This is a genomic window from Brevibacterium samyangense (assembly GCF_039529845.1).
GTDB lineage: Bacteria > Actinomycetota > Actinomycetes > Actinomycetales > Brevibacteriaceae > Brevibacterium > Brevibacterium samyangense.
The window spans coordinates 111,625-130,906 of the sequence record NZ_BAAANO010000005.1 but is presented as its reverse complement, the minus strand read 5'-3'; the positions used below and the strand labels follow the sequence as shown (position 1 = coordinate 130,906).

Annotated in this window: 19 protein-coding genes; 9 read left to right on the top strand and 10 right to left on the bottom strand. The window is 69.0% G+C overall.

What is annotated here, in order from left to right:
* Positions 1-68: 68 nt before the first annotated feature.
* The 4 genes from ABD172_RS02890 to ABD172_RS02875 all read right to left on the bottom strand — a co-directional run bounded on the left by ABD172_RS02890 (position 69) and on the right by ABD172_RS02875 (position 6,775).
* Positions 69-2,321 (bottom strand): acyltransferase family protein, encoded by a 2,253-nt coding sequence (locus ABD172_RS02890; protein ID WP_344306766.1) that lies wholly within the window; start codon positions 2,319-2,321, stop codon positions 69-71.
* Positions 2,318-3,865 (bottom strand): hypothetical protein, encoded by a 1,548-nt coding sequence (locus tag ABD172_RS02885; RefSeq protein WP_344306764.1) that lies wholly within the window; start codon positions 3,863-3,865, stop codon positions 2,318-2,320. The genes ABD172_RS02890 and ABD172_RS02885 overlap by 4 nt, the downstream gene beginning before the upstream one ends.
* Positions 3,866-3,937: 72 nt before the next feature.
* Positions 3,938-5,932, bottom strand: coding sequence for an N-acetylmuramoyl-L-alanine amidase (locus ABD172_RS02880; RefSeq protein ID WP_344306763.1), 1,995 nt, complete (start codon positions 5,930-5,932; stop codon positions 3,938-3,940).
* 129 nt (positions 5,933-6,061) lie between these two features.
* Positions 6,062-6,775, bottom strand: a complete 714-nt coding sequence (locus ABD172_RS02875) for a hypothetical protein (RefSeq protein ID WP_344306761.1) — start codon at positions 6,773-6,775, stop codon at positions 6,062-6,064.
* A 237-nt stretch (positions 6,776-7,012) separates the two neighbouring features.
* On the opposite strand from ABD172_RS02875, the gene ABD172_RS02870 reads away from it, so the two are divergent.
* From ABD172_RS02870 to ABD172_RS02860, 3 genes are all read left to right on the top strand, one after another.
* Positions 7,013-7,981 (top strand): methionine ABC transporter ATP-binding protein, encoded by a 969-nt coding sequence (locus ABD172_RS02870; RefSeq protein WP_344306759.1) that lies wholly within the window; start codon positions 7,013-7,015, stop codon positions 7,979-7,981.
* 121 nt (positions 7,982-8,102) lie between these two features.
* Positions 8,103-8,765 (top strand): methionine ABC transporter permease, encoded by a 663-nt coding sequence (locus ABD172_RS02865; RefSeq protein ID WP_344307050.1) that lies wholly within the window; start codon positions 8,103-8,105, stop codon positions 8,763-8,765.
* Between the two features lie 77 nt (positions 8,766-8,842).
* Positions 8,843-9,676, top strand: coding sequence for a MetQ/NlpA family ABC transporter substrate-binding protein (locus tag ABD172_RS02860; RefSeq protein ID WP_344306757.1), 834 nt, complete (start codon positions 8,843-8,845; stop codon positions 9,674-9,676).
* Here ABD172_RS02860 and ABD172_RS02855 read toward each other — a convergent pair whose 3' ends face one another.
* Positions 9,677-10,285, bottom strand: coding sequence for an HIT family protein (locus ABD172_RS02855; RefSeq protein ID WP_344306755.1), 609 nt, complete (start codon positions 10,283-10,285; stop codon positions 9,677-9,679).
* Positions 10,286-10,368: 83 nt separating this feature from the next.
* Here ABD172_RS02855 and ABD172_RS02850 point away from each other — a divergent pair, with 83 nt between their 5' ends.
* The 3 genes from ABD172_RS02850 (at position 10,369) to ABD172_RS02840 (ending at position 12,724) form a co-directional block, all read left to right on the top strand.
* Positions 10,369-11,373, top strand: a complete 1,005-nt coding sequence (locus ABD172_RS02850) for an aldo/keto reductase family protein (RefSeq protein ID WP_344306753.1) — start codon at positions 10,369-10,371, stop codon at positions 11,371-11,373.
* Positions 11,374-11,657: 284 nt separating this feature from the next.
* Entirely contained in the window at positions 11,658-11,879 is a 222-nt protein-coding gene (locus ABD172_RS02845) for a hypothetical protein (RefSeq protein ID WP_344306751.1), read from the top strand.
* 47 nt (positions 11,880-11,926) lie between these two features.
* Complete coding sequence (locus tag ABD172_RS02840) at positions 11,927-12,724, top strand: hypothetical protein (RefSeq protein WP_344306749.1); 798 nt, start codon at positions 11,927-11,929, stop codon at positions 12,722-12,724.
* Between the two features lie 21 nt (positions 12,725-12,745).
* Here the strand turns inward: ABD172_RS02840 and ABD172_RS02835 are convergent, their stop codons facing one another.
* Positions 12,746-13,192 carry an NUDIX hydrolase gene (locus ABD172_RS02835; RefSeq protein ID WP_344306747.1) on the bottom strand — a complete coding sequence of 149 codons (447 nt, stop codon included), beginning with the start codon at positions 13,190-13,192 and terminating at the stop codon, positions 12,746-12,748.
* 40 nt (positions 13,193-13,232) lie between these two features.
* Positions 13,233-13,886, bottom strand: a complete 654-nt coding sequence (locus tag ABD172_RS02830) for a DNA-3-methyladenine glycosylase I (protein ID WP_425546645.1) — start codon at positions 13,884-13,886, stop codon at positions 13,233-13,235.
* Positions 13,887-13,909: 23 nt separating this feature from the next.
* Here ABD172_RS02830 and ABD172_RS02825 point away from each other — a divergent pair, with 23 nt between their 5' ends.
* Positions 13,910-14,422: a DUF3592 domain-containing protein gene (locus tag ABD172_RS02825; RefSeq protein WP_344306743.1), complete on the top strand. Its 513-nt coding sequence runs from the start codon at positions 13,910-13,912 to the stop codon at positions 14,420-14,422.
* A gap of 41 nt (positions 14,423-14,463) precedes the next feature.
* Positions 14,464-15,033 (top strand): hypothetical protein, encoded by a 570-nt coding sequence (locus ABD172_RS02820; RefSeq protein WP_344306741.1) that lies wholly within the window; start codon positions 14,464-14,466, stop codon positions 15,031-15,033.
* 55 nt (positions 15,034-15,088) lie between these two features.
* Here the strand turns inward: ABD172_RS02820 and ABD172_RS02815 are convergent, their stop codons facing one another.
* From ABD172_RS02815 to ABD172_RS02805, 3 genes are all read right to left on the bottom strand, one after another.
* Complete coding sequence (locus ABD172_RS02815; RefSeq protein ID WP_344306740.1) at positions 15,089-15,871, bottom strand: LysE family translocator; 783 nt, start codon at positions 15,869-15,871, stop codon at positions 15,089-15,091.
* On the bottom strand, positions 15,868-16,443 hold the full coding sequence (locus ABD172_RS02810) for a helix-turn-helix domain-containing protein (protein WP_344306739.1): 576 nt from the start codon (positions 16,441-16,443) through the stop codon (positions 15,868-15,870). The genes ABD172_RS02815 and ABD172_RS02810 overlap by 4 nt, the downstream gene beginning before the upstream one ends.
* A 225-nt stretch (positions 16,444-16,668) precedes the next feature.
* Positions 16,669-18,048, bottom strand: coding sequence for an NAD-dependent succinate-semialdehyde dehydrogenase (locus ABD172_RS02805; RefSeq protein ID WP_344306738.1), 1,380 nt, complete (start codon positions 18,046-18,048; stop codon positions 16,669-16,671).
* 323 nt (positions 18,049-18,371) lie between these two features.
* Here ABD172_RS02805 and ABD172_RS02800 point away from each other — a divergent pair, with 323 nt between their 5' ends.
* A complete protein-coding gene (locus ABD172_RS02800) occupies positions 18,372-19,238 on the top strand; it encodes a hypothetical protein (RefSeq protein ID WP_344306736.1) in 867 nt (288 codons plus the stop codon).
* Positions 19,239-19,282: the final 44 nt, after the last annotated feature.

Genomic DNA, 19,282 nt, shown 5'->3' with positions numbered 1-19,282 from the left:
GGAGCGCCCTGCCCATCGTACTGTCGCCATCGGCACCCGTCCGGGATCCGCCTGCCTGCACCGGCGCGTCAGCCGAGGCCGACCGCGTCCTTGACATCGGCGCCGAGCGATTCCATGTACGTCTTCCCCACGTGGTTCTCGTCGCGGTACACGAGCACGTTGCCGATCACCGCCGGGCACAGGTCCGTCGTACAGAACCGATCGGTCATGTCGAGGAGCGTGACGCCCTCGACCTGCTCGGCGGCGAGGGCCATCGCGTGATTCGTGAGCTCGCCCTCGTACGACTCCGTCCGGGGGAACGCGCAGGCCTCGAGATTCTTCATGTTCGAGGCGACACAGTCCGGAACGCTCCCGCCCTCCGGCAGATAGGGGGTGTCCTGCATCGCGTACACCTCGATCCCCGCGTCGACGAGAGGTCGCATGACCTCCGCATAGCCACGGACACCGGGCACGTCCTCGCCCTCGGCCCCGACGACGTCGTCGACTGCGAGGTTCGTCATGAAAACCTTCTCCGGCTTCGTGTCGAGCAGGCGGTCGAGCACCTCGTGGTTGGGGCCGACGCAATTGAGCCCGCGGCCCTCCCATCCGCGTTCGGCGAAGGTGAAGGGACACGAGTTCCGCAGGTACACGACGACCTTCCAGTCGGTGCCCTCGACGGCCTTCCGGAGCGCCGGCACCCACTGACTCGCGTGGGAGTCGCCCACGACCGCGATCGTTCGCGTGCCCTCCGGGTTCGCTGCGACACATTCCTCGGTCGTCGGCTGGTCCGATCCACCGGGAGTCGCGGTGCAGCCGGGATAGAACGGCTGGTCCTCGTCCTGCGCCTTCGCCGGCAGCGGGACGACGAGGTCCTCCTGTCCCGGCACGAAGGTGTCGTACCCGTCGGACCGCAGGGACGCCGCCCCGAACGGCGGGGTCTCCTCGTTCTCGGGTTCCGCGGCGCTCTGCGCCACCGCATCGATCTGTTCCGCGTTCTCCGACTCGTAGATCGCGAACGCTGCCTGCGGCACGACGCAGAACGCCGCAGCGACGGTCATCGAGGTGCCGGCGGCGGTGAGTGCGAGCCACCGATGACGCCTGAGGTCGTGGTTCCGGCGGACGGGGTTCTCGACGAGGAGATAGCTCAGCACCGCGAGGCCGAGGGAGACCGCGAAGAGCACGCTGCCCCACGCGAATCCCGCATGGGCACCCGTGAGGGCGACGAAGTACGTGACGACCGGGAAGTGCCACAGGTAGAGCGAGTACGACCAGTTGCCGATCGCCTGCACGGGGCGCAGGTCGACGATCGGGTGGAGGGAACCGAGGCCGCTCGTCCGCCCGGCCACGATGACGGCGACGCAGCCGAGGGTCGGCAGGAGGGCCGCGACGCCCGGGAAGTGCGCACCCGTGTAGAGGAAGCTCGCCGCGAGGATCGCGGCGACACCGGCGATCGCGAGGAGCTTCCGCAGGACGGGGAACCGTTGCGGATCGCCGAGCACACAGGCGAGCAGACCGCCGATCCCGAGTTCCCACACCCGCGTGGGCGTGACGAAGTACGCGGCGGCGTTGCCGGCGTTCACCTCGATCACGCTGTACACGAACGAGGCCACGACGACGACCGCGAAGAACACGAGGGCGAGCTGCCGGAAGGACCCGGCGACACGCACGGGGTGCCGACCGGTGCCGACTCCCGGCACCACGGAGCCGGTACCCGCGGCCGAGGCGCCCCGGGCTCCCTGCGCCCGGCGCCGCGCGAGAGCCTGGGCCAGCACGAGCGCACCGATCGCGATCAGGGGCCAGAACACGTAGAACTGTTCCTCGACCGACAGCGACCAGAAGTGCTGGAACGGGGTGTCCGCAGAGTTCTGCGTGAGGTAGTCGACGGACTTCGCCGCGAGTGCGAAGTTCTGCACGTAGAACGCGGAGGCGAGACCCTGCCACGCGGTCGCCGTCCACTGGGTGTTCGGCAGGAAGAAGGGAGCGGTGATCGCGATCGCGATGATCGCGACGGTCGCGGCCGGGAGGATGCGACGGGCCCGGTTCGCCCAGAAGGTGGCGAGGGACAGCCGCCCGCTCGTCTCGATCTCCTTGATCATGTGCGAGGTGATGAGGTACCCCGAGATCACGAAGAACACGTCGACACCGACGAATCCACCGGGCAGCCAGTCCGGGTTGATGTGGTAGATCACCACGGTGAGGACGGCGATCGCCCGCAGCAGCTGGATCTCCGGGCGGAACGACCTCACGACGCCCACCCGCGGCGGGTTCTTCGGCCGTGCGGGAAGCGGAGCGGGGTCTTCACGGCTGAGGAGTCGGACCCGGGACGGTGCGTTGACGATCATTCCTCCTCGGACTCGTGGCGACCCGCCGACCGTGCGGCCGTGGGAGCGGACTGGGGTTCCGGTGCCGGGACGGGGCGGGCGCGCAGTGCCCGTTCGGCACCGAGCAGGGCCCAGGCCGCGAGGCAGGCGACGACCGGCCAGTAGATGTACCGGTAGTTGTTCGCCGGAACGAGGGGAATATACCCGAGGATGTAGAACAGACCCGAAGTCGTGAGGACGATCACGCTGCGCGAGAACAGCCGGGTCCGGCGCACCCCGAGGTAGAGCGCGGTGCCGAGCAGGGCGGTCCACAGCCAGGCGTCGAAGGTCCACGGCAGGTCCTCGACGAACCGGTTCGTGTAGTCGGTCATCGCCACGTGGGCCTGCGGATGATCACGGTCGAGTCCGTACTCGTTCTCCTTGTTGACGATCTGGATCTTGTAGTCCGTCGCGAAGAGGAAGCGCACGAAGGTCGTGAACCGGTACTCGACGTACCGCCCGAGGTGCGAGGGCACCCAGTCGAACCACAGTGCACGGATCTCCTCGTCGTACGCGAGTCGGGTGTACCCGCCGTTCTCGCCCATTCCGTAGCACCGCCAGTACGCGTCGGTGAGGTGCCCGTCGCCCTCGGGACCGCCGTCGGGCGGGCACACCGCCTGGGAGGCGTGGAACTTCTGCTTGAGCTCGGCGGGGATGTCGAGGGCATCGATCTCGTCCGCGGTGATGGTGAAGAGCACGTCGTCGAGCATCACCTGCGTGATCTGCCCGGTGCGTTCCGCTCCCCCGACCGAGGCGTCGACGAGTTTCCCCGCGAGCTGCACTCCGAGGACGAGGAGGAGCATGCCGGCGACGAGGGCCACCGCGGCCCGTTTCCACGACCGCAGGAGACCACCGAGGCGCGGCACCCCTGACATCTGCGGCACCGCCACGGTGAGCATGAGCCAGAGGAGGGGCAGCGCGGCGAACACCGCGTTCTTCCGCACGAGGACCCCGTACACGAGAGCGAGCGCCGCGAGCCCGAGCAGCACCCATACGAGGACGGAGCGCATGCGTGCTCGCCCGGTGCCCGCCGCTGCTCCACCGATCCGCGCCGCCCACAGCACGAGGACGACGCACAGGAACAGCGCCGTCATCATGTGGACGTCCTTCCACAGCATGCCGAGGACGTTCGCGACCCACGGCAGGAGCGGAATGACGGTCGTGACGAGGGAGAGGGGCCGGCGCCGGGTGACGTCGTACACGAGGAGCCCGAGGCCGACGGAGGCGAGCCACGTGAGCGCCACCTGGAGGTACATGAGGGAGGCGATCGACCCCGTGGAGTCGATGAGCACCTTCCACAGGACGCTCATGACGATGGGGTGCCAGTCGTTCCACGGCTCCTCGCCGAGCGCCTGTGCGAGCTGGAACAGACCGTCCGAGTGGTATCCGCCGGGCGAGTAGGCGCGCATCGTGAAGGCCGCGCTCAGCACCGCGACGACCCCGAGCACGAGGCCCCACAGGCGGTCGGCCGTGGTCCACGGGGTCCGGGGCATCTCGAGTCCCGTGTCCCGGATCAGTCTTTCCACGTGTGGGTCCGTCTCCTCAGCTGCTCGCCAGGCCCGGCGTGCTGCCGTGGTCCAGCAGTCAAGGATAGTGCGTCACGTGTAGTGGATCTGCGCCTTTCCGTTCACCCACAGCATGTAACCGCCTTGGAAATCCTGCCGGGTCACCCCGTTCTTCTTGTATTCGTTACTCGTCGGATATCCGAGCCGTCCACGTTCCCAGCCGAGCTTTCCCCATGCGGTTCGGAACCCGCCCCATGTCGCATGTCCGCCGGTCGCCGGGGTCCAGTGGATCGACCCGCCCTCGAACTGCTGGGCGAACCCGCCGTTCTTCAGCCCACCCTTCTGACCCTGGACGGGATAACGCAGGGGGCTCTTCTCCCACCCGATGCTCGCCCAGTGCGAGCGGATGCCACCGAAGGTGCGCTGCGCCTGGCCCACCCGCTTGATGTAGTGCAGGGAGTGCGCTGTCGAACCGTTCTTGAACTGCTGGGACCATCCGCCGTCCGCGAGGGGTTGGGACGCCGTCACCGGGCTCCCCATGAACGTCATGGCGTTGTGCGTGATCCAGTAGTCGGCGAAATGCCCCGTGATGGAGTAGCGGAACCCGTACTTCGACTTCGCGTTCGACCGGATCGACCCGAGCTTCGTGTACAGCCCGTTGCCCGGGCATTCGGTCGTCGACACGTCCCGGTGCCCCATGACGCGGCCCAGGGTCACGCGTTCGCCCTCGTCGTACCGGGTGGAGCCGCCGGAGGTGAGCGTCACCCGCGTCGTCGGGTCGTAGGCCCAGCGCTTCGACTGCCACCCGACGATCCGCTCGAGCGCGGGCAGCGCACTCGTCGGCGTCGAGCTCGAGTACGTCCCCATGACGGCGACGCCGAAGGTCCCGGTGTTGAATCCGCCGGCATGGGCGCCGACGGTCATGCGTTCACGCTTGTCCGGCAGGGATCCCTTCCGGCCCTCGTAGATGTTGCCGAACTTGTCGACGAGCATGTTGTAGCCGATGTCGCTCCACCCGCGCCCCTCGGTGTGGTACCGGAGGATGCCGCGGAGGATTCCCGGCACCTGCGAGGCGGTGTAGCTCGTCGAACCCGCGGTGTGGTGGATGATGACCGCCTGGTTCCGATCCGTGTGGTCGACGTCGTCGGAGACGAGCGATTCGTCCGCGCCCCATTCGCTGCGCATCGTCACGGTCCCGAGTACGGGCACCGATCCCATGGGCGTCGCCGCGTACGCGCCGGCGGCCGAGGCGCCGCTCACCGGCGCACTCGCGTTCGCCGCGGTGCCGGACAGGGAGGGCTCCTCCGTCTCCTCCTCCGCCTCCGGAGTCTGTGGCGGCGCCGGTGCCGTGGTCTCCGCCGGTGCCGGGCCCTCGGTCCCCGCCGGCGCCTCGGCGGTGGGGGTTCCCGCGTCCTGCCCGCCGGTGGCCGGTGAATCGGTGGGCGCGTCCGTCTCCGGCAGCTCCTCGACCTCGCCGGCGTCGGAGGGAGCGAGATCCGCGATCTCCTCGTCGCCCTCGGTCGACTCCGAGGAGTAGACCTCGACCTGGAGGTCCTGCGCATCCGCCTCGAGATCCACCGTGCGCACCTCGACCTCCTCGGCACCCGTGACGACGAGCGGTTCCGTGCCCTGCCGGCCGTTCTGTGCCTCGGCGGATCCGGCGTCCGGGCCCGCGCCGTCCTCGACCGGCACCTGCTGCCAGTCGAGCCAGCGGCCGTTCTCCTTCACCCGGTACTCGGAGCCGGGGTTCTCGCCGTCCCAGGTCACCGCGAGAACCGCGAGGTCGGGGACGTCGACCGTGGTCGGTTTCTCCTTCACGAGCGCGTCGACCCGCCGCTCGACCTTCGCCTCGGCGTTGTTCACCGGCTGCGTCCGGACGCCGAGGGACCCGTCACCGCCCGGCAGCGGGACGACTCCCCCGCTCACCGGGCCCGAGGTGCCCCCACCTGTGGCCGGACTCCCGGCCGGGCCGTCGATCGGGACGAGGGGGTTCGCGACGGCCGCGACGCCCGGGACGAGAACCGTCCCGGGGGCGAGGGCCACCGCCGCACACACGGCGACGGAACGGGGACGTTGAACCTTCTGCATGGGAACTCCGGGTGTGAAGAGCGCGCGTGACGAGTTGTGACGGTGCAGTAACTCTTCGACCCTAGCGGCGCACCGCACACACCGGAAGGTCGTATCCCGGATCGGGCACGAGCCGTCCCAGGAGGTGACTCAGACCGAGCGAGAGGCGTCCACGAGGTGGAGCGGCTGCTTCTTCAGTCGGAGGCCGGGCACCGGCTGGTCCGTTCCACGTGCCTCGAAGCCGGCACGGGCGAAGACGGTGTGCGCCTCCTCCTGTTCCCGGACGTACATCGTGCGGACCTCGGTACCGGCGGGCAGGGACCCGAGGAAGCCCGAGAGCGCGGACTCGACGGTGCCGCTGCGGAAGGCCTCGTCGGTCGCGAGGACGAGGACGACCGCGGGGTTCGTCGCCCCCGAGGCGAAGGACTTCAGGTCGAGCGAACGCATGTCCTTCCACGCCCGCAGTGCGAGGTTCCACGTGCCGGGCTTGAGGAGGAACTTCTTGCCGAGGCCCGCGAGGAGGCGCTTCCTCCACGAGGGGTCGGAGCCGACGGAGGCGCGGATCGACTTGAGGGACGCCGGCGTCGCCTGCGAGGTCGTCTCCCCCGGAATACGCGTGACGACGAGCCCGGTGGGCCGGCCACCGGTGCGCAGGAGATGAACGGAAGCGTCCTTGTCGAGATCCGCGACGGCCGCAACGAGGATCCGGGAGAGGGAACCGGCCTTCTCGACCTCGGCGACGACGTCCGCGAGGGTCCCGCCACCCGCCTGTCCGAGGACACCGCCACGGAGCACGGCGGTGAGGGCTGCTGCGGCGTCGGCCGACTGGGAGTTCTCGTACGGACGGGCTTCGGGAGCGAGCATGGTTCTCCTGGGGAAGTCACGAATCGGTGTCGGGACCGACGATATACGAACCCTCCGCGTGTCCTCACTCACATCGAGCGCGTTTCAGGACGTTTCCGCGTCGAAATATGACACGTGACGGCGAGGTAACCCGGCCCGGGCCGGAAACTCGAACCTCGCGTGCATCATGCACCGACCCATTTCCGTCCTCCACCCGCCCGCACTCCGGCGTGTGCCTCCGACCTATAAGGAGTCCGTGTGATCGAACTGCGTGCCCTGCGCAAGGAGTTCTCCGGCGTCGTCGCGCTCGAGAGCATCGACCTCAGCGTGCCCGCCGGCCGGATCCACGGGATCGTCGGTCGTTCCGGCGCCGGCAAGTCGACGCTCATCCGGTGCCTCACCGGGCTCGAGACGCCGACCTCCGGCACGGTCTCGATCGCCGGTGAGGACCTCACCGGGCGGTCGTCGGCCGCACTGCGGAAGGCCAGGCGGAACATCGGGATGGTGTTCCAGCACGCGAATCTCCTCGATTCCCGCACCGCGCTCGAGAACGTCGAGCATCCCCTGCAGATCGCCGGAGTGAGCCGGGCGCAGCGCCGGTCGAAGGCCCTCGAACTCCTCGAGCTCGTGGGCCTGGCCGATCGCGCGCAGAACCACCCCGCCCAGCTCTCCGGCGGTCAGAAGCAGCGCGTCGGCATCGCCCGCGCGCTCGCCGCGGATCCGCAGATCCTCCTGTGCGACGAACCGACCTCCGCACTCGACTCCCGCACCACCCGCCAGATCCTCGAACTCATCCGCGACCTGCGCGACCGCCTCGGCATCACGGTCCTCATCATCACGCACGAGATGTCGGTCGTCCGCGAGATCTGCGATTCCGTCACCCTCCTGCAGAACGGGCGCGTCGCCCGGACCGGTTCCCTCGCCGAGGTCGTCCGCGAGGGAACCTCGGACCTCAGTCGCGAGCTCCTCCCCCTGCCCCCGCACACGGGGACGGACTCCGCCTCCACCCTCGAGGTGTTCCTCGCCGACCGGCCGGTCACCGACCTCCTCGCGGTCCTCACGGACGCCCCCGGCGCCGAGGTGACCGCCGGGTCCATCGAGACCCTCGCCGGGTCCCGGGTCGGCCGGCTGCGCCTGCAGGCACCCGATGCCGCCGGGGCCGAGGCGCTGGCCACCGCCCTGCGCACCGCCGGATTCGGTGTCGAGACCCTCGGAAAGGACGCCTGACATGACCGTTCTCCCCCTCGCACAGTCCGTCGTCCTCGCCTCCGGGACCGCCGTCGGTGGTACCGCTGTCGGTGGCACCGCCGTCGGAGGGACCTCCACGGGAGGCGGGTCCGGTGGCGGGATGTGGCTCGACAACCCGGCGATCTCGGTCGAACTCCTCCCTGCTCTCGGGGAGACCCTCGCGATGACGGGAGTCGCGACCGCGTTCGCGCTCGCCCTCGGCATCCCGCTCGGCATCCTCCTCTACGCGACGGCCCGCGGTTCGCTCATGCCGAACCCGGTCCTCCACCGGGTGCTCAGCACCCTCGTCGACATCGTCCGTTCGCTGCCGTTCATCATCCTCATGGTCGCGATCATCCCGTTCACCCGCTTCGTCGTCGGCAGCTCGCTCGGCTGGCAGGCAGCGGTCGTGTCCCTGTCGATCAGCGCGATCCCCTTCTATGCCCGCCTCGTCGAGACCGCGCTCTTCGACGTCGACCAGGGCAAGATCGAGGCGGTCCAGATGATGGGCGCGACCCGTATGCAGATCGTCCGCCAGGTCCTCGTCCCCGAGGCACTGCCCGGCCTCGTGTCCTCGGCGACCGTCACGTGCATCGCGATCATCGGCTACACCGCGATGGCCGGCACCGTCGGCGGCGGCGGCCTCGGTGACCTCGCGATCGCCTACGGCTTCCGCCGCTGGCAGCCGGACACGATGATCGCGTGCGTCGTCGTCCTCGTGGTCCTCGTCGGCCTCGTCCAGATCGTCGGCGACCGGCTCGCCCGTCGCGTCGACCACCGCTGACGACCGCTCCGTCCCTCTTCTTCCCTCCTATTTCCACCCCGTTCCGGCGCAGCCGGACTTCCTCCCGAGGAGACCCCATGAAGACCCCGTTCATCGCCCTTGCCGCCGGCGCCTCGGCGCTGCTGCTCGCCGGTTGCGGAGCCACCGGCTCCGAAGTCGGCACCACGGAAGGCGACATCACCACCCTCACGGTGGGCGCCTCGGCGGTGCCCCACGGCCAGATCCTCGAGTTCATCGACGAGAACCTCGCGGCGGACGCCGGACTCGACCTCGAGATCGTCACGTACGACGACTACACGATGCCGAACCGTGCGCTGTCCGACGGCGACCTCGACGCGAACTACTTCCAGCACATGCCGTACCTGCAGTCCGAGGCCGAGGCCCAGGGCTACGAGATGTACGCGTTCGAGCCCGGGATCCACATCGAGCCCTTCGCGCTGTACTCGGAGAAGCACGCCTCGATCGACGAGCTGCCCGACGGCGCCCAGATCGGCATCAACAACGATCCCGCGAACCAGGGCCGCGCACTCACCCTGCTCCAGCACGAGGGTCTCATCACCCTCGCCGACGGTGTCGACCCCGTCACCGCCACGATCCACGACGTGGCAGAGAACCCGAAGAACCTGCAGTTCATCGAGGCCGACGCAGGCATGCTCGCGCAGACCCTCGCGGACACGGATGCCTCCGTCATCAACGGCAACAACGCGATGGAGGCCGGACTCTCCGCAACGAAGGACAGCCTCGCGGTGGAGTCCCCCGAGGGCAACCCCTACCAGAACATCCTCGTCGTCCGCTCCGGTGACGAGACGAACGAGGCGATCCTCGCCCTCAACGACCTCACGCACTCCGAGGAGGTCCGCGACTACATCACGCAGACCTGGCCGGACGGCGAGGTCATCCCGGCGTTCTGATCAGCCGAACCGCTCCTCGTAGAGCCGGTCACACGCACTCGGTTCCGGTTCCCACGGTGTGGGGGCCGGGACCGAGTTCTCATTCACGGTGTCGACGAGCCACCGGCCGCCGGCACGGATCCGCACTCTGCCGGCTTCCGGGTCGTAGTCGAAGTGCTCGATCTTCTCCCCGAGCGTGAACACATGGGCGTGGAGATGCGCGGCCACGGACATCGCGGCGGATCCGAGTCCGTGGATGAAGACCGCCCGGCCCTCCTTCCGCAGGAGATCGACCCGGAGGTGGAACCGCCTCCACGCCTCGGGGTCGGAGTCGAGGAGCCGCGTGAGGTCCGGGACGTGGGCGCGCGGGGTGAGCAGCTGGTGCCGGAGCACCTCCTGGTCCGCGAAGTGGACGTAGGGGTAGAGGTTCTCCCCGAGCACCGGATCGTGCGGATCCGCGTCCGGCGCGCTCTCGCGGAGGATCATCTTGCCCATCGCGCACGGGCGTACCGCGCCGAACACGGCCTTCTCCGCCGCCACGTCGTGGGCGTACTGTGCCTGCACCGCGGGGTGCCGCACGCTCGTGACGCCGAGGTCGTTCGTCGAGGTCGATTCATTCGTCACCTTCACGACGCCCAGAGTACGACCGGGGCGGACTAGGCTCGCGAATGGTCCACCCCCGCCCCCGTTCCCACAACGAAAGGTTTCGGATCGTGGAATACCGCTACCTCGGCAACTCCGGACTCAAGATCTCCGAGATCACCTACGGCAACTGGCTCACCCACGGCTCCCAGGTCGAGAACGACATCGCGACGCAGTGCGTGCACGCCGCCCTCGACGCCGGCATCACGACGTTCGACACCGCGGACGTCTACGCGAACACGAAGGCCGAACAGGTCCTCGGTGACGCCCTCAAGGGGCAGCGCCGCTCTTCGCTCGAGATCTTCACGAAGGTGTACTGGCCGACCGGTCCCAAGGGCCCGAACGACTCCGGCCTGTCCCGCAAGCACATCATGGAGTCGATCGACGGTTCGCTCGAGCGCCTCGGCACCGACTACGTCGACCTCTACCAGGCGCACCGCTACGACTACGAGACGCCGCTCGAGGAGACGATGCAGGCGTTCGCCGACGTCGTGAGCGCCGGGAAGGCCCTCTACATCGGCGTGAGCGAGTGGACCGCGGACCAGATCCGCGAGGGCCACGCCCTGTCGAAGGAGATGGGATTCCAACTCATCTCCTCGCAGCCGCAGTACAACATGCTGTGGCGCGTCATCGAGGACCAGGTCATTCCCGCGTGCGAGGAACTCGGCATCTCCCAGGTCGTGTGGTCCCCGATCGCCCAGGGCGTCCTCACCGGCAAGTACAAGCCGGGTCAGCCGTTCCCGGAAGGCTCCCGGGCGACCGACGAGAACGGCGGGGCGAACGCGGTGTCCCGCTTCCTCAATGATGAGGTCCTCACCGCGGTGCAGGGCCTCGAACCGATCGCGAAGGACCACGGACTCACGATGGCGCAGCTCGCGATCGCCTGGGTGCTCGCGAACCCGAACGTCGCGACAGCACTCGTGGGCGCCTCGCGTCCGGAACAGATCGCCTCGAACGTCGGCGCGGCCGGTGTGAAGCTCGAGGCGGACGCCCTCGAGGCGATCGACGCGGTCATCGGTCACCTCGCGGAGCGCGACCCCGCGAAGACGGTCTCCCCGGAGACCCGCCCGTCCTGACGGGCGCCGTCCCGGCAGGCTCCTCGCGACGGAGCGCAGCCCCACGGGTTCGCGTGTGAACGCCCGTCCGAACGGAACCTGAAGAAGGCCAGCGTTCGGTCACGAACACATCACGCCGCGCCGCATGTTTACGACTGCTGCGCGGCGTGACGTGTTTCTGCGTGTAACAAAAAGGCTACAAGGATCGGCCGCGACAGACCGTTCCCTGTAGTTGACTCGTCGTTGACCGTTCAACAGAATGGGCTGGAGTTTTGTTACCGGCGAGTCACTTGAGGAGGTCGACCGTGATCACCGAACCGCACCACGATCGCGACGACGTCCCGCTCGACCTCTACGGCCTGCCCGCGGTTCCGCTCGACGAACGCACACCCGAGCCCGCGCCGTGCCCGGACGATCTCCCCACCCAGGGCTTCTGCTGGTTCCGCCGGAATCTCGCCTGGCTCGTCTCCGGTGGCGTCGTCGTCCTCGGACTCGGGATCGCTGCCGCCATTCATCTCCTCGGCTGAACTCACGGCCTCTTCTGGCGTCTCATGTCCGGTACTACAATGCGGGCATGTCTTCCCTGTCTCGCACTCCACCGTCCGATGCGTACGACTCCTACATGGATTTCCATGCTCCCGGAGCCGCACTTCCGGCAGGTGTCGGGGCAGCCGAGGAGCAGCGCCGGACGGGCCCGGTCTTCGTGGCTCCGACCCCGCAACTCACCGTCGTCCCCGACAGCCCGGCGGGCACCGCCTCCCCCACCGAGGCGCCGGGGGAGGCAGCGAGCACCCTCACCGGAGCATCCGACACGCCCGGAGCCTCCGTGCCCGCTCCCCCGGATCGACCTGCGGGACACCCCCTCGTCATCGACGATCGATTCGTGTGCACCTATGCGCCGTTGTACGAGGTCACCGACCTCGAACGAGAGGTCCTCGAGGAGGACGGGCCGCGCAACCGTAAGCGCGAGTACGTGAAGAAGAAGGCATTCCTGCGGGCCGGCGAGTGGAAGTCGGTGGCAACGCTTCGGGCACTCACGGCCGTGAGCGCCGAGGACATCGAGTTCATGACGGCGATGGCGCTGTGGAAGAAGACGCCGGACCGGTACCGACTACGGATCCTGCGCACGCTCGACGGAGTGACGGTGCCGATGGCGAGCGCACTCCTCGCCGGCGTCCGGCCGCAGCGCTTCCCCATCATGGACGCCCGCGCGGTGGGCGTGCTCTTCGAAGCGGACTTCGTCCTCACCCGCAATCCCGCCGCGATCGACTACATGGAGTACACACGGGTGATGCGGAACCTCGCGGAGTTCTGCAGCTGCTCGCTCCGCGACCTCTACCGCGCGCTGTACGCGTTCGACCGGCTCGCCTGACAGCACCACCGCGGCGAGGCCTCAGGCCGTGAACCACTCCGGGAGTGCCGGGATGACGAAGTCGCGGGTGAGTGGCGCGAACTGCCGCTCGGCGGTGTCGGCGGGCAGGTCCTCCCAGGGGAACCAGCCGGCCTCGGCGATCTCCTCGAGGACCTGGGGTGCGTCGATGTCGAGTCCCGCCGGGACGCCTCGGTGGAGGAAGACGGTCCCGGTGACGGAGCGGCCGGCCTCATTGGCCGCCGCTGTCGTCCACGTCCCGAGTTCCTCGACGTTCCCGTCCTCGAGAACGAGTCCGAGCTCCTCGTGGATCTCCCGGAGGATCGCCTCACGGGCGGTCTCCCCCGGCTCCGGCTTGCCGCCGGGGAGCATGAAGGACGTCGTCCCGCGTTTGCGCACCATGAGGAGCGCACGCGTGTGCGGATGACGGACGACGAGAGCGGAGACGACGATCGCCGGGTGTGCGGACATGAGACCTTTCGGACGAGAACGGAGAGGGGGACGGATCCGCTCAGCGCGGGAAGCGCCCGGAGATCCCCCGGCGGTGCGATCCGAGGAGGTGCGTGTCGACGAGGCCGAGCGCCTCGAACATCGCGTGCATCGTCGTCGGTCCGACGAAGCGGAACCCGCGTTTCTTGAGCGCCTTCGACAGCGCGATCGATTCCGCGCTCGTCGTCGGCAGCTCTCCGAGGGTGAGCGGTTCGGGTGTGGTCTCCGGAGCGAAGGACTCGACGAACGCGAGGATCCCTCCCGGGCGGCTCTCCCGCATCGTGCGGATCGCGCGCGCATTGCCGATCGTCGCCTCGATCTTCCCGCGGTGGCGGATGATCCCCGGGTCCTGCACGAGCCGTTCGACGTCGTCCTCGGTGAACGCCGCAACGGAGTCCACGTCGAACCCGGCGAACACCTCGCGGAAGCGCTCCCGCTTCTTGAGGATCGTGAGCCAGGACAACCCGGCCTGGAACCCCTCGAGGCTCATCCGTTCGAACAGGGCGTTCTCGGCGGCACGCCGTGCGGTGGGGTCCTCGGGATCACCGAGCACGATCGGCACACCCCATTCGGTGTCGTAGTACGCGAGGAGGAGCGGGTGGCCATAGGCCCACGGGGTCCGGGCGAGGCCGTCCTCGCCGACCCTCACACCATCAGTCGGATTCACGCCCGTCACTCTAGTCGGACGCGCGGACACACGTGTCAGGACGGCAACCGGCCCTGTCGGGGTCGGCTCGACGAGCCACCCTCGGCTGGACGGGTGAAAGAATCGTCGTCACCGTCCTCGGCCTCGTTTTCATCCTCGTCGGCATTGCCCTGCTCGCTCTCGGCGTAAGGGCCTCGGCCGTCGCCGAGCAGCGGGAGGCGACGTGGGAGCGGGACGTGGCGACGTCCGAAGCGGTCGACTCCGACGTGAAGAAGGGTGATCGCCGCTTCCGGGAGATCTACGTGTGGGACGACGTGAATGGCGTCGAACACGAGTACCGGACGGGATGGCGGGACACACGGCCGCGGAATTCGCCCGAGCAGATCGAACTCCTCGTCGACCCGGAAGATCACACGCATGCAGTCCGCGTGGGGAACCACCGTGCGACCACGTTCTTCGGCATCGGCGGGATCGCCTCCCTCGCCGGACTCGTCGTCCTCATTGCCGGCATCCGCGGCAACCGAGGCCGGGCCAACGCTCGGACGTTCCCCGTCCGGCACACCTGATCCTCTTCCCCCGCCGGGGGACGGCAACCTACGGTGTGCACATGCGCATCACCCGCATCGGCACCGCGGCCGCCCTCGCACTCGCGACGGCGGCGCTCGCCGCGTGTGCCGCACAGGAGGGAGAACCCGTGGAGATCGACCCCGCCGCACCCACGTCGAGCACAGCCGATCCGAGCAGTTCCGCATCCCCCGCGGTTCCGCCGGACGGGGGTTCGGGTGCCGCCTCGGATCCCGACGCCGTCGTGTCCTCGCCCGCCGTCCACACGGACCCCGATCCCGCCGCGATCACCGATCCGCCGCTCACGGACCCCCGTGACGACCTCGTCCACGAACACTGGACCGAATGGCAGTCTGCCGTTCCCACCGGCGACTCCACGGTGCGCGTCGAGTACTGGAACGGCACCGAGACCTGTTACGGCGCCCGCGCCGTCGTCGAGGAGACGGACTCCGAGGTCCGGATCGCGATCGTCACCGGCACCCTCCCCGAGGCGCCCGACGCCTGCATCGCGATCGCGAAGCAGGACTTCATGGAAGTGACGACCGCGGCGCCGCTCGACGGCCGCGAGATCACCGTCCTGCCCGAAGCCGAGGCGGGCCCGCTCACCCCGTGAGCTCCCGATCCCGAACGCAGCCGTCCGGACACCGAACCCGTTCGGGCGGGTGTGCTCAGCTCCCGGAAACGACCGGCAGCAGCGCCACTCCGAGGACGACGAAGAGCACCCCGAGCGACACGTCGATCCCGAACTCCGCGCGCCGGTAGAGCGCGACGACCGGCCCGAGCGAGGCGATGACGGCGACGCCCACGAACCATGCGAACGCGGTCACCACCATCGCCGTTCCCACGAGCACCGACTCCCCCGCGGAGATCCCCGCGGGCAGGAGCGTCACGAGGAGCGCCCCGAAGAAGACGACGGCCTTCGGATTACCGATCGTGTTCGTGAGGAATCCGAGGCGTACCGCCGTCCACACCGGCGGTACGGGTTCCGCCGGGCCGGGTTCCGCCGAGGCGCCGCTCGCCGCGGCATCCGCGTTCACCGGGCGCTCCCCGTCCTCCGCATCGGCGCCCCGCGCGTCCACAGCACTCACCCCGGGGCCGGCAACGGTTCCGCCCGCCGTCGGGACACCCGCCTTCGCCTTTGCCGCATCCGCCGCCCGCCGTGCGCGCACGAGCCCCACGAGGATCTGCAGCCCGTAGACGATGAGGAACAGCGCACCCGCCCAGCGGATCACGGTGTACACCCCGGCGTGGGCGTGCACGAGGCCGACCACCCCGACGAGCGAGAGCACGAGCCACACCGCGATCCCGCCGGCGATCCCGGCCGCAACGGCGGTGCCGGCGGCCCGCCCACGGGCGAGCGAGGTCTTGAGCACGGCCACGAAGTCGGGGCCCGGCGAGGCGACCGCGACGAGCCACGTGCCGAGGAGGACGAACCACGCACCCGCGGTCACCGGTCGAACTCCGTCACCGTGTGGGGGCGGGAGGTCTCCGCGGTGGAGCCGAGGGCGACGACCGCCTCGGCGCCGTCGGGCCCCGCGAGATAGGAGTGGGCACAGTCGCCCGCGAACTCGACGAGGTCCCCCGCCTCGAGCACCGCGGCCTCGCCGTCGGGGCCGGCGGTGAGGACTCCGGTCGTGACGCGGATGATCTCGACGGTGCCGGGGGCGTGCGGCACCCCGGTGAAGGAATCGCCGGCCGGGAGCCGGAGCGTCCAGAACTCCCAATCCCTGCTCCCGGAGACCCGGGCGAGGAGCTGTGTGTCGGGCGCGGTGGCCGGCTCCTTCCGGCCGCGGACCACCCGGGTGCGCGGCGCCTCGGTGACGAGGATGTCCGCGACGGGGATCGCGAGGGCGAGAGCGAGGCGCTCGACGGTGTCGAGGGTCGGATTGCCGGTGCCGGCCTCGACCCCCGAGAGCGTCGCTTTCGACATGCCCGCCTTCTTCGCGAGAGCCGAGAGGGAGATGCCGCGCTGGGTGCGGATGGCGGTGATGCGGGTGCCCACCGACTGCGACCAGGAACTCATGACCTGGACGCTAACACGAACGATTCGTTCAGTACACCGAACGGAACATGTGCCGCCGAATTCCCGTCACTGTCCCGAGTTCGACGCACAGTGAAGCGACAGTGCACGGAAATCGACATCGTGCAAGGAATTCGCTGCGCCCCGACGAGAAACGGCACGTCCCGCGGCTCCGGAGGGAACCGCGGGACGTGCCGTCATGCGTGCACTCGCACGTGCGAGGAGAACTCAGACGTGCGCCTTGAAGTAGAGCTGCTTGTTGCAGAACTCGTCCATCGCGAGCGGGCCGAGCTCACGGCCGACGCCCGAACGCTTGACGCCACCGAAGGGCAGGTACTCGCGCGAGCCCTCGGGCATGTTGATGAAGACCATGCCGGAGTCGATCTGCGAGGCGATCTTCTCGGCGCGCTCGAGGTCCGTGGAGAACACGGCGGAACCGAGACCGAACGGGGTGTCGTTCGCGAGGGCGAGCGCCTCCTCGTCCGAGGACACCTTGAAGAGCATGAAGGCGGGACCGAAGAGCTCCTCGTGGAAGCCCTTCATGCCCGGCTTCACATCGGTGAGGACGACCGGCTGCACATAGGCGCCCGGACCGTCGTACTTCTGACCACCGGCGAGGAGGGTCGCACCCTCGGCGACGGTCGCGTCGACCTGGCCGAGGAAGCGCTCGGCCGCGGCGACCGAGGAGAGCGGGCTGAGCGAACCCGGATCGGTGTAGGGGTCGGCCGGGGTGAGAGCCTTCGCCTTCTCGGTGATCTTCGCGACGAAGTCGTCGTAGATGTCCTCCATGACGATCATGCGCTTGGGCGAGTTGCAGGCCTGGCCCGTGTTGCCCATGCGGGTCGCGAAGAGGGTGTCGACGGTCTGGTCGAGGTCCGCGGTGTCGAGGACGACGTACGGATCCGAACCACCGAGCTCGAGGACGACCTTCTTGAGGTTCTTGCCCGCCGCAGCGGCGACCGCGGAACCGGCGCGCTCGGAACCGGTGAGGGACACACCCTGGTTGCGGGGGTCCGGGAGGATGATGTCGGAGACCTGCTCGTTGGTCGCGTACACGTTGATGTACGCGTCCGCCGGCAGTCCGGCCTCGACGAAGATCTCCTCCATGATCTTGGCGGAACGGGGGCACTGCGGGGCGTGCTTGAGGATGACGGTGTTGCCGAGCGCGAGGTTCGGCGCCGCGAAGCGGGCGACCTGGTAGTACGGGAAGTTCCACGGCATGATGCCGAGGATCGAACCGACCGGCTTGCGCAGCAGGTACGCCTCACCGTCCTTGGGGCCCTTGAGCTGTTCCTCGGAGATGAAGGTCTGCGCATTGTCCGCGAAGTACTGGTAGATCTTCGAGGAGATGATGGTCTCGCCCACGCCCTCGGGGATCGCCTTGCCCATCTCCAGCTGGATGACCTTCGCGAGCTCCTCGCCGCGCTCCTTGTAGATCGCCGCGACCTTCGCGAGGACGGCGGTGCGCTCCTCGATCGGGGTCGAGCGCCAGGACTGGTAGGCCTTGTGCGAACGCACGAGAGCGTCGTTGATCTCGGCGTCGGTCGCGGTCGGGAATTCCTCGACGACCTCACCGGTCGCGGGGTTCACCACTTTGTACTCGGACATGCAGAGTGTTCCTTCCGGGTAGCGGACGACACCCGTGCGGGCGCCGTCGGGGGATGACATGAATGCGGAATGGATGTCCAGGGCCCAACCTATTCCCGGTGTGGTCCCCCGCACAACCGCCCGAGGCCGCCCCGCGGGACGACCGCCCGTCGCGCCTCGGACGCCCGGACAGTCGGTGGGCCCCGCCGCGTTACGGCGGACGTACCCGGTCGCCCTTCACCCCACCGCACCGCTTTTCATTCCCGCAGGTCACCAGGCGGACCGTCGGGTCTCATCCGGCCCGCGGCGGAGCCCGGGCCTGCATGCGGTGGCAGAATGAAGCCATGAGCAACGTCGATCCCCGCGTCCTGTCCCTTGCCGAGGACGAACTCCTCGCCGCCCAGGAGGCCGCCGATGTCACCGTCCGCGAGTTGCACGACCCGCACGAGTGCGCCGATGCCTCCCTCCTCCTCGACGAGGTGTGGAACGTCGGTCAGGCGGGCACCACGCAGATGGAGGCGAGCCTCCTCGTCGCGCTCGCACACTCCGGCAACTACGTCGGCGGTGCGTACTGCAACAAGACGGGCGACCTCATCGGGGTGACCGTCGGGTTCTTCGGCGAACCGCTCGGCAAGATGATGCACTCGCACATCGCCGGCGTCTCCCACGACCAGGTGGGCCGCGGTACGGGAGCGGCGATGAAGCTGCACCAGCGTCTGTGGTGCCTCAATCGCGGGATCCATCAGATGACGTGGACATTCGATCCGCTCATCGCCCGCAACGCCTACTTCAACTTCCATCGCCTCGGCACCGTGTGCCTCGAGTACATCGAGGACTTCTACGGCCAGATGCGCGACGGTGTGAATGAGGGTCAGGGTTCGGACCGCATGCTCGTGTCGTGGCGCCTCGACCGCCCCGCGCGGGTCGAGCCGATCGAGGCCGAGGAGGACGAGGTCTTCCACGCCCTCGCGGTGAACCCCGACGGAACTCCGGAGATCGCGGACGTCCCGCGCACCGCTCCGCTCGTCGCCGTCCGGATCCCGAGCGACATCGAGACCCTCCGCGGGGAGAACGCCGACCTCGCCGCCCGCTGGCGCGTCGCCCTCCGCGATGCCCTCACCGGCCTCATCGCCGACGGCTGGGAGATCGTGAGCTGTGCCCGCGGCGGCACGTACCTCCTCACCCACCCCGAGGAGGAGGACGTCGACTGACGTCGCACACCCTGCCGTGCACCCGCCGAGGCGCCCCGGATTCC

Bases quoted from the DNA above. Each gene is read 5' to 3' on its own strand.
- ABD172_RS02890 (WP_344306766.1), bottom strand. From the start codon at position 2,321: ATGATCGTCAACGCACCGTCCCGGGTCCGACTCCTCAGCCGTGAAGAC.
- ABD172_RS02880 (WP_344306763.1), bottom strand. From the start codon at position 5,932: ATGCAGAAGGTTCAACGTCCCCGTTCCGTCGCCGTGTGTGCGGCGGTG.
- ABD172_RS02875 (WP_344306761.1), bottom strand. From the start codon at position 6,775: ATGCTCGCTCCCGAAGCCCGTCCGTACGAGAACTCCCAGTCGGCCGAC.
- ABD172_RS02865 (WP_344307050.1), top strand. From the start codon at position 8,103: ATGTGGCTCGACAACCCGGCGATCTCGGTCGAACTCCTCCCTGCTCTC.
- ABD172_RS02860 (WP_344306757.1), top strand. From the start codon at position 8,843: ATGAAGACCCCGTTCATCGCCCTTGCCGCCGGCGCCTCGGCGCTGCTG.
- ABD172_RS02840 (WP_344306749.1), top strand. From the start codon at position 11,927: ATGTCTTCCCTGTCTCGCACTCCACCGTCCGATGCGTACGACTCCTAC.
- ABD172_RS02835 (WP_344306747.1), bottom strand. From the start codon at position 13,192: ATGTCCGCACACCCGGCGATCGTCGTCTCCGCTCTCGTCGTCCGTCAT.
- ABD172_RS02820 (WP_344306741.1), top strand. From the start codon at position 14,464: ATGCGCATCACCCGCATCGGCACCGCGGCCGCCCTCGCACTCGCGACG.
- ABD172_RS02810 (WP_344306739.1), bottom strand. From the start codon at position 16,443: ATGAGTTCCTGGTCGCAGTCGGTGGGCACCCGCATCACCGCCATCCGC.
- ABD172_RS02805 (WP_344306738.1), bottom strand. From the start codon at position 18,048: ATGTCCGAGTACAAAGTGGTGAACCCCGCGACCGGTGAGGTCGTCGAG.
- ABD172_RS02800 (WP_344306736.1), top strand. From the start codon at position 18,372: ATGAGCAACGTCGATCCCCGCGTCCTGTCCCTTGCCGAGGACGAACTC.